This window comes from Acidovorax sp. 94, assembly GCF_003634645.1.
GTDB lineage: Bacteria > Pseudomonadota > Gammaproteobacteria > Burkholderiales > Burkholderiaceae_C > Acidovorax > Acidovorax facilis.
Genome location: NZ_RBJA01000001.1, coordinates 488,519 through 501,950, shown reverse-complemented (window position 1 = coordinate 501,950; position 13,432 = coordinate 488,519). Strand labels below are relative to the sequence as shown.

Annotated in this window: 12 protein-coding genes; 3 read left to right on the top strand and 9 right to left on the bottom strand. The window is 66.2% G+C overall.

What is annotated here, in order from left to right:
• Position 1 precedes the first annotated feature (1 nt).
• From C8C94_RS02310 to C8C94_RS02290, 5 genes are all read right to left on the bottom strand, one after another.
• Complete coding sequence (locus C8C94_RS02310) at positions 2 to 1,345, bottom strand: ABC transporter substrate-binding protein (RefSeq protein WP_121419577.1); 1,344 nt, start codon at positions 1,343 to 1,345, stop codon at positions 2 to 4.
• Between the two features lie 30 nt (positions 1,346 to 1,375).
• A complete protein-coding gene (locus C8C94_RS02305) occupies positions 1,376 to 2,296 on the bottom strand; it encodes a transporter (RefSeq protein ID WP_082437251.1) in 921 nt (306 codons plus the stop codon).
• A 155-nt stretch (positions 2,297 to 2,451) separates the two neighbouring features.
• Positions 2,452 to 3,375, bottom strand: a complete 924-nt coding sequence (locus C8C94_RS02300) for an alpha/beta hydrolase (protein WP_121419576.1) — start codon at positions 3,373 to 3,375, stop codon at positions 2,452 to 2,454.
• Positions 3,376 to 3,390: 15 nt separating this feature from the next.
• A complete protein-coding gene (locus tag C8C94_RS02295) occupies positions 3,391 to 4,158 on the bottom strand; it encodes a coniferyl-alcohol dehydrogenase (protein ID WP_121419575.1) in 768 nt (255 codons plus the stop codon).
• A 73-nt stretch (positions 4,159 to 4,231) separates the two neighbouring features.
• Positions 4,232 to 5,707, bottom strand: coding sequence for a benzaldehyde dehydrogenase (locus tag C8C94_RS02290; protein WP_121419574.1), 1,476 nt, complete (start codon positions 5,705 to 5,707; stop codon positions 4,232 to 4,234).
• Between the two features lie 280 nt (positions 5,708 to 5,987).
• On the opposite strand from C8C94_RS02290, the gene C8C94_RS02285 reads away from it, so the two are divergent.
• From C8C94_RS02285 to C8C94_RS02280, 3 genes are all read left to right on the top strand, one after another.
• Positions 5,988 to 7,916 (top strand): sigma-54-dependent Fis family transcriptional regulator, encoded by a 1,929-nt coding sequence (locus C8C94_RS02285; RefSeq protein ID WP_121419573.1) that lies wholly within the window; start codon positions 5,988 to 5,990, stop codon positions 7,914 to 7,916.
• A gap of 261 nt (positions 7,917 to 8,177) precedes the next feature.
• A complete protein-coding gene (locus C8C94_RS25575) occupies positions 8,178 to 8,345 on the top strand; it encodes a hypothetical protein (RefSeq protein ID WP_156358902.1) in 168 nt (55 codons plus the stop codon).
• 193 nt (positions 8,346 to 8,538) lie between these two features.
• Positions 8,539 to 8,871, top strand: coding sequence for a BON domain-containing protein (locus tag C8C94_RS02280; protein WP_121419572.1), 333 nt, complete (start codon positions 8,539 to 8,541; stop codon positions 8,869 to 8,871).
• Positions 8,872 to 9,125: 254 nt separating this feature from the next.
• On the opposite strand, the gene C8C94_RS02275 is transcribed toward C8C94_RS02280, so the two are convergent.
• The 4 genes from C8C94_RS02275 to C8C94_RS02260 are packed head-to-tail and all read right to left on the bottom strand — an operon-like array spanning position 9,126 to position 13,244.
• Entirely contained in the window at positions 9,126 to 10,130 is a 1,005-nt protein-coding gene (locus C8C94_RS02275) for an FAD:protein FMN transferase (RefSeq protein WP_121419571.1), read from the bottom strand.
• Positions 10,111 to 12,318: a PepSY domain-containing protein gene (locus C8C94_RS02270; RefSeq protein WP_121419570.1), complete on the bottom strand. Its 2,208-nt coding sequence runs from the start codon at positions 12,316 to 12,318 to the stop codon at positions 10,111 to 10,113. The genes C8C94_RS02275 and C8C94_RS02270 overlap by 20 nt, the downstream gene beginning before the upstream one ends.
• Before the next feature lie 10 nt (positions 12,319 to 12,328).
• The gene (locus C8C94_RS02265) at positions 12,329 to 12,805 is read right to left on the bottom strand and encodes a DUF2271 domain-containing protein (RefSeq protein ID WP_055402955.1); all 477 of its coding nucleotides are present in this window, start codon (positions 12,803 to 12,805) and stop codon (positions 12,329 to 12,331) included.
• A 25-nt stretch (positions 12,806 to 12,830) separates the two neighbouring features.
• On the bottom strand, positions 12,831 to 13,244 hold the full coding sequence (locus tag C8C94_RS02260; RefSeq protein WP_121419569.1) for a PepSY domain-containing protein: 414 nt from the start codon (positions 13,242 to 13,244) through the stop codon (positions 12,831 to 12,833).
• Between the last annotated feature and the right edge of the window lie 188 nt (positions 13,245 to 13,432).

The window sequence follows — 13,432 nt, the reverse complement described above, 5'->3', positions numbered from 1 at the left end:
ATCAGCTGTAGGACTTGAGCGCCGCCGCCACGGGGATGTTGCGGTCGGTGGCGTTCTCGGTGACGAGGAGGTCGAGCTTGAACTTGCTGCCCCCTGCGGGCTTGACCCACTGCGCGCCCACCACCGGTGTCACCGACACGTTGGGCACAGGCCCCTTGGCAAAGTCCACCGGGCCTTGCATGGTGGTGGCCTTGAGCGTGCTGATGGCCTTGGCCAGCGCCGCCTTGTCGCGCGGGTTGGTGCTGGCTTTCAGCGCCTCGGTGCCTGCATCGAACAGCGACATGGTGGAGCCCAGCATCTGTGTCCACTGCTTGCCGGTGCTGGCCTCGTACGCATCGGCCAGCTGCACGCCCGTGAGGCCTGTGAGCGCTGACGCGTAGGGAAAGCTCTTGTGCCAGAAGCACCCTGCACCCAGGTTGATCGCCAGCGGCCCCAGGGCCTCCACCTGCGAGGGCACCAGGCCCGTCTTGGCGATCTGCGCGATCTTCACCATGCGCGTGTAGCCCTGCTGCGCCGCCTGCCGCCAGAAGGTGGCGAAGTCCGGCGGAATGGGGAAGGTGTTGAAGATCTCGCAGCGCTCGGCCTTGAACTTGGCGATCTGTGCAGAGTAGTCGGTGGTGCCGTTCTCATACGGCCCTGCGTCCACCACGGTGAAGCCCGCTTTGGCCAGCTCAGGCGCCAGCGTGGCGCGAATCGCGTTGCCATCGGCATCGTTGGGGTACAGCACGCCGATCTTCTTGTTGGTGGGCAACGCCGCGAACTGCGACGTGTACGACGTGGTGAAGCTGCCGCCGCCAAACGAGAAGTGGTACGTCCACTTGAAGGGCGATGGCGCGCCGGGCTTGGCGCCCCGGCCAAAGTACCAGGCCTCCCACGGCATCACCGTAGACAGGCAGGGCACGCCCGCCGCCTCGCACGCATCCGACACCGGGTTCACCGTTTCGGGTGTGGTGGTGGTGAGCATGAGGTCGATCTTGTCGCTGTTGATCAGCGCCTTGGCCAACTGGCTGGCGCGGGCCGGGTCCGACTGCGTGTCGCGGTCCAGGATCTCCACCGCGTACTTCACGCCGCCAATGGTCAGGCCCGCCGCCAGCGTTTTGCGCACCTGGGCCAGGATGAAGGTGTCGGTCTCGCCCAGCGCGCCCAGCGGGCCGGTGCGGGGGCTGATGAAGCCCACCTTGAGCACGGGCGCGGCACCGGCCGCCTGGGCCCACAGCGGGCCGGCGCCCAGCGCCAGGCCACCAGCGCCTGCAGCAGCGATTAGCCCACGGCGCGAGATGGTGCAGGATACGACCTGCGCAATGTCTGAGGCGGCCACAGTGGATTCAGGAGTGTTGGTTGTCATGGAATATGTCTCCAGCGATTCGTTGAAATTTCAGAAAGGGATGGTGGTCTTGAGCCAGAACTGCGAGCCCTGGGCGCGGTTGCGCACGCCGAACTCCTTCTCGACCTTGGCGGTGATGAGCCAGCCCTTGCCATTGGCATAGCGCACCGAGGGGCCGATGGACTGGCTGCGGCCACGCGATCCCGCCAGCGCCACACCGCCCACCTTGTCGTCGCTCCACTGCCGGTAGACATAGCCGCCCACACCCACTACCCAGCCATTGCCCAGGCCCCAGCCTGCGGCGTAGTCCACGATGAGTTCACGGCCCGAGCGGTAGTTGGTGTCGCTGTTGGTGCGGTTGAAGTTGAGGGTGGCCTTCACGTCGCCGTTGAAGCCGCTGGGGTCCATCCAGGTCAGCACGCCCAGGGGCTGCAGCGACAGGTAGTTGCGCCCAATGTTGGCCTGGCGCGTGCGGTCATACGCCCCGGTGGGCAGCACGGCATCGAGCCCCAGCACGCTGTGAAGCTGCGGGGAGTGGTGCCAGGCCACCGAGCCCCCCACCGTCACATCGCCCAGTCCGGTGCGCGAATCGCTCGCGCCCCCGGCTCGCACCGACAGGTCCACCAGCGGGAAGATGGCGTGGGCCGCCACATGGCCGCCCAGCGCCTGCTGGGGGGTGATCCAGATCAGGCGCGTGGCAGCGGCGGCGGCCCGCACCTTGAAACCGGGGATGGGCACGGCGTTGCCCTGGCCATCGTTCACGCGGCTGGTGGTGTAGTAGTTGACGTACTCCAGCACATACAGCCCGGGCGGCGGCGCAGCGCCTGCCACGAAGTTCTCAGTGCCCAGCGGGTAGGTGGAGCCCCCGCCCTCGGTGGCGAAGGCCGCTGCACCCAGCGTGCTGGCCAGGGCGAGCGCGGCGAGGCGGCTTGTTTTGGGGGGCGATGCTTTCAGTCTCTGCAGTGTTTTCATGTCGTTTGTCTCCTCGTTGTTATGTCGATCGGTTTTCTGTGGCTCCGCGCAGGCCATGGCTGGGTGGCGCGCAGGCTCGCGCCCCGGCCTGTGCCGGTGGGGCGCGGCCGATGCGTCGGCCCTTGGGGTGGTTGGGGTTGGAGGACGCCGCTGCGCTATGCAGCAGCTGCCATCGCCGTGCGCTGGTGCGCGGCAATGAACCGGCCCGCCTGCTCCAGCGAGGCCAGCGCTTCATCCAGCGCGGGCGCAAACAGCTGCCAGCAATGCACCATGCCGTCCCACACGGTGCAGTCCGCTTGCACGCCCGCCGCCTTCAAGCGGGCGGCCATGGTCACGGCGTCGTCGCGCAGGCGTTCCCAGCCGCCCACTTGCAGTTGCACAGGGGGCAACCCTTGCAGATCGGCGCTGTAGAACGGCGTGACTGTGGGTGAACGCACATCGCCACCGGGCACGTACATGGCGTTGAAAAAGCCCATGAGCTCGCGCGTGATGAACGGGTCGTCCACCGTGTGGTGGGACGCACCTTCGGACGCCAGGTCCAGCGCGGGCGACAAGGCCACGATGGCCGCAGGCAGGGGCAGGCCCTGGTTGCGGGCACGCACTGCCGTGGACAAGGCCAGGTTACCGCCCGCCGAGTCACCCATCAGCGCGATGGCCGAAGCGGCATAGCCGTTGGCCAGCGCCCACTGGTAGGCCGCCAGCGCATCGTCGTGTGCTGCGGGGGCCGGGTGCTCTGGTGCCAGGCGGTAGTCCACGTTCAGCACCTGTGCGCCGCTGAACTGCGCCAGGTACGAGCACAGCGCCCGGTGTGATGTGAGCGAGCCGAACACAAAGCCACCCGCGTGGTAGTAGATGACCAGCCTGCGGGGGTCCGCCTGCGGCGTGCTCAGCAGCTCCGCCGCCATGGTGCCGCCCGCCCCGTTGGGGATGCGCAGCGTCTGGATGGGAAGCCCCTGGGCCAGGGGCATTCGCGAGTTGCTGGCGTCAAACCACGCACGCAGCTGCGCGGGGGTGGCTTGTGGTGGCGGCGGGTTTTGCGCGGCCATCTGCAAGATGGCCTCAAGCTGTTGTGCGGACATGTGTGGCCCCTTCGCTCAGAGGTAGGTAGAGGCGAGCCCGCCATCCACCGGCAGGTTGATGCCGCTCACCCAGCGTGCCGCGTCGCTGCACAGGAAGGCAATCACCGGCGCCACTTCGTCACTGAACGCCGGGCGCTTCATGCGGTGCGCGTCTTTCTCCACCCGCTCCTGGCCCAGCATCTGTACAAAGTCGCCCAGGATGGGCGTGAACACGGGGCCTGGGGCCACGCAGTTCATGCGCACGCCGCGCTCCAGGAAGATCTTTTGCGACTGGGTGTAGGTCCACACGATCAGCGCTTCCTTGAAGTACTGGTAGCAGGTGTCTTGCGCCACGGGGTGAGCGGCCAGCCACTTCGCGCCCTCATCAAAGCTGGTGGTGGCGCCCAGTGCGCGGTGCAGCTCCAGGCGCTGGGGCCACTCGGCCCCCAGGATGGAAGAGATATTGACGATGGAGCCGCCCTCGCCCATGCGTTCCAGCACGCGGTGTGTGAAGTGCCGCAGGCCCAGGTAGTTGACGCGGCCGACCAGCTCGGCGGGCGATGTGCCGGGCACGCCCGCAATGTTGGCCAGCGCATCCACCTTGGCAGGCAGTTGCGCCACAGCATCGTTGATGGCGGCCGGGTCGCCCAGGTCCACCTGCACAAAGCCGTCGAGCGTGAGCGTGGGCGCATTGCGGTCCACACCGATCACGCGGGCGCCCTGCTGGCGGGCAAGCTTGGCAAAGTCTGCGCCGATGCCGGAGCAGCAGCCGGTGACGACGATGGTTTTGTTGTGTAGGGTCATGAAAGTTGTCTCCTGATTTTTGTGGGGGGCACAAGCCCTCGGAGCGGCCCAACCGCACCGAGGGCTTGCGATGTCAGAACGGGAATGCGGGTGGCGCGTCCTTCACGGTGATCCACTGCCACTGCGTGTATTCATCAATGTCCGCCGGACCACCCACGCTGCCCCCGTTGCCGCCCACGCCAGGGCCGCCAAAAGGGTTGGTGCACTCGTCGTTCACTGTCTGGTCGTTGATGTGCACCATGCCCGCGCGCAGCCGCTGGCCGATGGCCATGGCGCGGCCCACGCTGGGGCTGATGACAGCAGCAGCCAGGCCCCCCTGGCTGGTGTTGGCCAACTGCACGGCCTCATCGTCGGTGCGGAAGGTGACGAGGTTGGCCACCGGGCCAAAGGGCTCTTCGTCAAACGAACGGATACCGGGCTTGACGCCCGAGAGCACCGTGGGCTTGTAGCCAAGGCCTTCGTAGGTGCCGCCCGCTTCGAGCTTGGCGCCCTGGGCCACGCTGTCCTTGATGAGCTTGTCGAAGCGTTGCAGCTGTTTGGCGTCGATCATCGGCCCCAGGGCCACTTGGCCGCTGGCGCCATCGCCCACGGGCAGGTGCGTGGCCTTACCCACCATGCGTTGCAGGATGCCTTCGGCAATCGACTCGTGCACCAGGATGCGGTTGGATGCCATGCAGATCTGCCCCTGGTGGAACCACGCGCCAAACGCGGCGGCGCTGGCGGCGGCGTCCAGGTCGGCGTCTTCCAGAATGATGAGGTTGTTGGCGCCGCCCAGCTCCAGCGACACCTTCTTGAGATGCTGCCCGGCCAACGCGCCAATGCGGCGGCCCACCGTGGGCGAGCCGGTGAAGGCGATCATGGGCACGCGCTCGTCCACCACCAGCGCCTCGCCCGCCTCGGCATCGCCGGGCACCACCTGCAGCAGGCCCTTGGGCAGGCCCGCTTCTTCAAACACGCGGGCCATGATGAAGCCACCGCTCACTGGCGTGCGCGTGTCGGGCTTGAGCACCACCGCATTGCCCAGCGCCAGCGCCGGGGCCACCGAGCGCAAGCCCAGGATGAGCGGGAAGTTGAACGGCGAGATCACGCCCACCACGCCATGCGGCACACGCCGCGCAATCGACAAGCGCCCCGGCGTGCTGGGCAGCACCTGACCCTGGGCCTGCATGGGCAAGGCTGCGGCCAGGTGACACAGCGTGATGGCCTCGCGCACCTCGTGCTGGCCCTTGGGCACGATGCCGCCGGTTTCGCGGGCGACTGTCATGGCCAGCTCGTCAAAGTGCTGCTCAAAAATGCTGGCCGCACGGTGGAACACCGCCGCACGCTCGCGCGGCCCCGTGGCCGCCCACGCGGCCTGCGCCTGCTGCGCACGGCCAATGGCAGCCTGCATGTCTGCCGCACTGGCAATGCCCACGCGGCTGAACACCTGGCCCGTAGCGGGCTCCACCGCATCACGCGCCGTGCTCAGCGCGGTAGACCATTCACCATCAAAGGCCTTGCCCGCCCACAGGCGGTTGTCCAGCAGGCCTGGTTTTTCTGAAACACCCATTGCATTGCTCCTTGGTTGAAATCAAAACCCACCGCATGGCTGCAGCGGCGTGGTCTGAAATTGCAACGGGCGTACCAGCCCCGCCTGCCACCAAGCACCAAAACGCATGAAACACCGGCTTTTTGAGAGGGAGCGCTACGGACTTTCCCTAGGCCAAAACACGGCTGGTATGGGCGACTTTTTGCCGCCAAATAGTTACCATTCATAAACAAATAGCACTGCAAAGATTGATCAAATGATCACTTTTTGATCACTTTCTGATCCACAACCGGAGGCCCCCATGCCGAAGCGCCGCGTCTCTCTGGCCGACCTGCACCGCACCGCCGTGGGCCAAGGCCAGGCATTGCTGGGCACCATGCCTGCCGAAGCCCCCCGCGCCCTCGGCGGGTTTGACACCCATGGCATCAGCCAGCACACCCACCCCACGGTGGCCGACATCAGCGAATGCCTGTTCTTCTCCCCCGGCGACGGGCGTATCTGGCTGCAAGACCAGCGCATGATCCTGCTGCACTCCGAGGCCCTGGGCTCGCTGCGGCGCGAGCTGATCGACAGCATTGGCCTGGACAAGGCGCGTGGCCTGCTGACCCGCGCGGGCTACGTCAGCGGCGCGCGCGACGCCCGCCTGGTGCGCCAGCAGTGGCCCGATGCCGAGCCCACCGCCGCCGCCATGGCGGGCACCCGCCTGCACGCGCTGGAGGGCGTGGTGCAGGTGGAGGTGGTGCACGCCCGCTACAACGCCGAGCTGGGCGAATACGACGGCGAGTTCATCTGGCACAACTCCAGCGAAGACGACGAACACATCGCCGCCTACGGCGTGGGCGGCTCGCCCGCGTGCTGGATGCAGGTGGGCTACGCCACCGGCTACGTCAGCACCTTGTTTGGCCGCATGATCGTCTTCCGTGAGGTGGACTGCCGATCCTCCGGCGCCGCGCACTGCCGCGTGGTGGGCAAATCGGCCGAACTGTGGGATGACCCCGAGCAAGACCTGTTCTACCTGAACGCCCAGGACTTTGTGGGCACCCCGCCCGCAACGCTGCCCACCTCTATGCCAGAAGGCGCGCGGGCCAAGACACGCACCACCTACCTGGGCGTGCCACCGGGCAAGGCGGCATCCAGCAATGCAAGCACCGCTGCCGACCCCACGGCAAGCGCCACCATGGTCGGCGCCTCATCCGCCTTCAACGCCGCCTGCCACATGCTGCAGCGCGTGGCCCCCACCGCCGCCACCGTGCTGTTCACCGGCGAATCGGGCGTAGGCAAAGAGATGTTTGCCAGCATGCTCCACCGCATCAGCCCGCGCAGCAGCCAGCCCTTTGTGGCCATCAACTGCGCGGCCATTCCCGAAACACTGGTCGAATCCGAACTCTTTGGCGTGGAGCGCGGCGCCTACACCGGCGCAGGCACGTCGCGCCCCGGCCGTTTTGAGCGTGCACACGGCGGCACCCTCTTCCTCGACGAAATCGGCACGCTCAGCCTGGTGGCCCAGGGCAAGCTGCTGCGCGCACTGCAGGAAGGCGAGGTAGAGCGCGTGGGCGGCACCCGCACCGTGCGCGTGGACGTGCGCCTGGTGGCCGCCACCAACGTGGACCTGCGCCAGGCCGTGCGCGAAGGCACATTCCGCGAAGACCTGTTCTACCGCCTCAACGTCTTCCCCATCCACCTGCCCCCGCTGCGCGACCGTCGCGACGACATCCCCTTGCTGATGAGCCACTTCTTGGCCCACTACCAGCGCAAGCACCAACGGCAGGTGCCCGGCTTTAGCCAGGCTGCCGTGAAGGCGATGTTTCACTACCCCTTCCCCGGCAACATCCGCGAGTTGCAGAACCTGATCGAGCGGGCGGTGATCTTGGCGACGGATGGGGAGCCGATTGAGCCGCACCACCTGTTTGCGGGGGGTGAGCAAAGTGGTGGTGGTGTGATGTCGCTGCAATTGCAGGGGAACAGCGGGGGGACATTGCATGCGCAGGGGGTGGCGGGTGGGGGGGCTGCTGCGATGCAGGCTCCGCAAGCCGCTGCGGCAGTCAGTGCGCGGGGCAGTGTGACGCTAGCGCCAGCCGCAGCGCCGGTGGTGGCACCGCTGCACCAGGCGGAAGAGCAGATGCTGCGGCAGGCGTTGCAGAGCGCAGGGGGAAATGTGGCGCTGGCTGGGCGGTTGTTAGGGATAAGCCGGGCGACGATGGCTTATCGGGTGAGGAAGTTTGGGATCTGAGGGGACAGCGATGCGAGCACGGCGGCGAAGCGCTGGCCCCTGGAACATCATGGGTCGGTGGTGTGTCGCCAGGTCGCCCTCGTGCAGGCTCATTGGGCATCGACAAGCCGTAGTCGGCGCTATCGCCACGATCCGAGGGTGATGGTCCGCAGAAGCGGCCGTTCAGCGTGTGTTCAGCCACACGCCTGCAACATGGCTCCAAGGACTAAGCAGGCAAACGGTCCTCAACCCCTTCAATCTTCAGCCGTCAAAGGATCCACCATGAACGCCGACCTCAAGAACTTTATCCAACCCATCGCACGAACTATCGCCGCAACACTATTTTTCGTGTTTACCGTGGCCTTCTTTTCAGTTCCCTACGCGCTTGAGCAGCACCCGGGCGATCCTCAGTTGCCGTCGCGCCAAACCAACCTGCGTCACCTGACCTGAACCCTTCCTGTCATTGAATTCGACTCGGCAGCCAGTGCGGCCGGCGTAACACCCGCTGCAGTCATCGCGGTGGTCATCGAAATGACGCTCACCAAGCCGACGACCGGAAAGTCGCGATGGCGGCCAGTGCCTCAATGCACACCGAGCGAAGCAGCGCAGCCCTGCTCTTGCCCGCATCCCACGAAAGAATCCCATGAAATCTATCCACCAAGTTTTTCTATTGACCGCCTGCTGCGCGGTGTTGCTGACCGCATGCAATGGAACAGACACCGCGAGTCCGAAGCAAGCCCAGGCTGCCAGCGCAGCCGCCAACGTTTCAGACGCCGACACCACGACCCATGTCAAATCTGCACTGAACACAGAGCCTGGTTTGGCGGGGCTGGAAATCACAGTCGTCACCACCAAGGGCGACGTTCGGCTAACGGGTGCGGTGGCAAGCCAGACGCAGATCGACGCCGTCCTCACCGCCGCGCGGGCCGCTGAAGGCGCACACTCCATCCACAATGAGTTGACCGTCAAGCAGTGAAGCAGCCCCGCGAATCGTCGGTCCATGACCGCCACAGAGGTGAGCCTTCGAGCGAGATTGCAGACCAGTTCGGCAGGCAACGCCAAGATGCGGCGGATCGCGCCCCACAACCACGCTCAAGCTGGCTGCAGACTGCGGTATGGCTTGCGGAGTGTGCTGTGGTTCGATGGCATACAGTGGGCCCTGCGAAAGTCCGACAGCGCGGAGCCCCGCTGAGTAAGTCCTGTTGCGCGCCCAAGGAGGGGCCTGAGAAGCTATCCGGAGACGGGACGCTCATGCGGTATAGCGCCACCGGATCTGCCAAAACGACCCAGCCCCACGTTGACCAAACCCTCAGCACGGCGCAACAGGAACAGCACATCCATCCCCATGCGCTGTGCCATGGCCAGACCTTCGTCGGGACCTGCCACCAGCAAAGCCGTGGCCCACGCATCCGCATGCATGCAGGTACGCGCCAGCACGGTGACCGATGCCACGGCGTTGTTCACGGGTGCGCAGCGGCGCGGGTCCATGGTGTGCGCAAGGCGCGCACCACCCACTTCCAGATAGCGTCGGTAGTCGCCTGAGGTGGCCACAGCCAGATCCTCCAGCTCGATGACCCCATGCACCCCGCGGCGCCCTGCCTCGGGCCGTTCGAGAGCCACAGCCCAGGGCGAGCCGCTCGCCTGGCTGCCCACGGCGCGCAGCTCACCATCCAGCGCGGCCAGCGCGTGCCGCGCACCGTGCAGTTGCAGCACATTGGCCATGCGGTCCACCGCGTAGCCCTTGGCAATGCCGCACAAGTCGAGTTGCAAGGGCAAACGCTTTCGGGCGCGGCCTGCGGGCCTGTCCAGCTCCAGGCCCCCGTGCCCAGTTCGCGGCGGGAGTTGGCGTGCGGTGCGGATTGCATCCGCGTCGGGTGCGTCGCGCACCGCGCCGAACCCCCAGGCATCGACCAGCGCCCCCATGCACGGATCGAAAGCGCCCGCGCTCAGGCGTTGGACATCGAGCGCACAGTCGAGTACCTCCAGTATTTCAACGGGCAGGTCGACCCAGGCGTCCACGGGCGCGCGGTTCAGGCGCATGAGGTCGCTATCCTGCTTCCAGGGCGACATCTGCTCGTCAACCTGCTCGACCGCAGCGGCAAGGGCCTGGCGCAAGGCCGCAAGGTCCATGGAGTTGTCGGCATCGACACTGGCCGACCAGCGTGTGCCCATGGTGGGGCCGTGCAAGGTGGTGCGCTTGTGGGCCGCAGTGGTGTCAGAAGATATCTTCGGCATAGCGCTCCTTGGCTTTCAGCGCCGCGACGCTCAACTGCAGCGGTTCCAGCACCGCGTCCAGCGCCTCGGCCACGCCCTGCGCCATGGCGCGGCTTCCGCAGACCCGCACTATGGCGCCCTGCACCACCCAGCCGCGCAGGTGCTCGGCGTCGCGTCGCAAGGCGTCCTGCACATAGCCACCGCCGTCGGGCACGCGGGAGAAAACCGTTTGCAAAGTGGCCAGGCGTCCCTCGCCGAGCCAGCGCTGGATTTCGGCACCGAAGAAAAAATCGCGCGCCGGGTCGCGCCCGCCGAAATACAGATGCATGGGGCTGCGTCTGTCGTTGCGGCGTATGAAGCCGACCAGCGGCGCCACACCTGTACCCGCCCCAATCAGCAACACAGGCCGCCGCGTTCGCGGTAGCGAAAATCCGGGGTTGGTGCGGATGAAGGCGGTGATGCTGTCCCCCACCTGCAGGCCCAGCAGGTGCATGGAGCACAGGCCACCGGGCATCTGGCGCACGCAGATTTCCAGAAATCCGTCCTCCCAGCCCGACGCCAGCGAGTAATACCGCGGCACGGCTGAACCCGGTGGCACTATGCCCACAAGATCGCCTGCCGCAAACCGCGCCAGACCGTGCCCGCGCAAACGCGTGACTAGGCCCTGTGAAGGCCACGCAAAACGCAGGATCGCCGTGGGCTGTCCGGTAACACCGGGGTAGTCTTGGCGTGCGATGAGCGTGAGCACGGCGGTGGGCGGCAGGCGCGGTACATGCTCCAGCACCAGGGGTTCGTTCAGCGCCTGCGCCAGCGCAATGCCCCACCGTGCAAACTGCTGGCCCGATTGCTGGTGGATGCACTCCAGCGGCAGCAACGCGGGCCAGCCCCGTGCGCGCAGCGTCCGATCCAGCGCCTCGGCAAAGGCGCAGAAGGCCGGAAACTGCCGGTCGCCAAAGCCCAGTACCGTCACTGGCACGGCGCTGACGTTCAGCTTGGCGATGTGCTCCAGAGCGTGGCTGGCGTGTGCGGGGGCCTGGCCTTCGCCATAGGTGGCTGCAAGCACAAACACCTGCCGCGTGGTGGCGGTGGTTTGAAAATTCTCCAGTGCGCTGGTGTGAACGCGGTGGCCACCTTGGCTCAGCGCGTCTTGCAGCGTTTGGGCAAAACCCCAGGTGCTGCCGCCTTCGCTGGCCACGAAGATAAGCACATCAGCCTGTGCCAGCGGGGTGTTGCCTGTGATATGCGGCGCCAGGCGGCGTGCTTGCCACCATATGACAACGCCCGACAGCCAGAACAGCAACACGCTGGCGCCCACGAGCCCCAGCACCACGGCCCAGGGCCAGGCGGCTTCGCCCGTGTGCAGCACCACGGCCCAGTCATAGACGCGCTGAGCCAGGGTGGCGTCCTGCCAGGCCAGCATCTGGCCAGAGTACCGGTCGATCCAACCTTGACCCTGGGCGGTGGCGACCTTCCAGGTGTCCTCCGGGTCGGTGGCGCCGGGAAAATTCAGTTTGCGTAAATCCTGCACAGCAAGGCTTTGCAACGTGGCAAGCTGTGCGCCTGGCAAATCCGGTTTGCCGGTGACCACGGAGAGCACTTCCGGCTCGGTCCTTGTGTCCAACGCCACCAGCCCCAGGGTCGAGGCGCTCATGGTCAGCGCCGTGAGTGATGTCAGGCAAAGCACGGCGAGCACCACACGGCCCGTGACCACATGGATCCGCTGCGCCAGCGATCCACGCACCCGTGCCGCCAGCCGCTGCCAGCCGCCCATGCGCCGCAGCAACAGCACCAGCGCAGAGACGCACAACAAGGCCATGGCCAGCGCAATGCCCGCAGCACCCCAGCGCCCGGCGTCGCCCAGCAACAGTGAGCGGTGCAGGTTCTTCACCCAGCGCGGAAGCGCCGAGGGTTGCCACGCACCCAGCACCTTGCCATCGGCCGGATCCACGTAAGACGCCTGCGGCTGGTCGCCAGCAAAGCTGAACACCGCGATGGCACCCGAAGGCAGACGGCGAATTTCCTCCACACCCGGGACGCTGCGCGTCACGCGCTCCACCAGCATGGCCACGGGCAAATCGCCTGGTGCGACGGGGGCCTGCCACGCCTGCTGCACTGGGTCGATCGCCAAGACAGAGCCGGTGATGCCCAGCACCACAGCCAGGGTGCCAACGGTCAGGCCCAGCCAGCGGTGGATGACTTTCCAGCTCACGCAAGCCCCTTTACTGAAGTTGGAAGGTCACCGACTGGATGTACTGCTTGCCAGCCTGCGGCTTGCCGACGTTCGCTTTGGACAGCGGGATGCGGACCTCCGACGGGCTGTCCCGCATGTCTTCCACAGCGGCATCGATGCGGATTTCATAACCCGCATCCATCAGTGCATCCGCCAGATCGGCGGTGACCTTGAGTGTGCGCCCCGCGCCCACGCTGGCACCGGTGACGCCATCCAGGCGCTTGGCGTCGCCGGCCGAGAGGCGGCTCCAGTCAGACAAGTGCTTGTGGTACTTGGCCTTGCCGCCGGCGACCCACAGCGTGCGCACATAGTTGCCTTTGGCGTCGGTCAGGTAGGCCGCCACGTAGGCGCCGTCGCCACCGTAGTTTTTGAGCTGGGCGGTCAGCGTGAGTGGGCGGCTGTACGCCAGGGCCGGAAGGGCCAGCGCGCAGGCGGTGGCCAAAAGGGTCAAAAGAGGTTTGGACATGGTGATGCTCCTGTGAGAAAGGTGGTTACTCGATCTGGCCGCGTGGCGCGGTGCCAGGCGTCAACAAAGGCGATGGCACGGCGGCGCCGTCCGGTTGCGGTGGTCGGGGCTGCCGCGCAGCACCGTCGTCATCACGATCACGTTCCCGGGCACGCTGGTGGTTGTCTTGCTTCATCTTCAACACCTTCAGTGTTTCCGGATCGATCTTGGCTTTGAAAGCGCGGCCTTGGACGTCCGTGCCGCGAATTTCATAGCAACCGTCGTCAATCTTCAGGCGCTGGATCTGCCAGCCCTGCGCGGCTGCCATCTGCAGCACCGCTTCACGGTTCTGCCAGCGGTGCAACGGCGCATCGCAATCGTCACCGGCCCATGTGGGCGATGCAGCCAGGGCCAGTGAAAGAATCAGAAGGCCGCGCCGCAAAGAGGGGTGGTGTTTCATGAGAGGCTCCTTGAAGTCGGTAATACATGACTTAACACATCCCACACGGTTCATGGTTGAGGCTGCGCAGGGTTGCGCAATGTAGGCCCGCCCAGCCCGTATCGCAGCGTGTGGTTGCTCATGCAAAGTGGGCACCCATCGGCTCCTTCCAGCGGCAACTTCGCTATCCATGAGGTGTCTGCATGCGT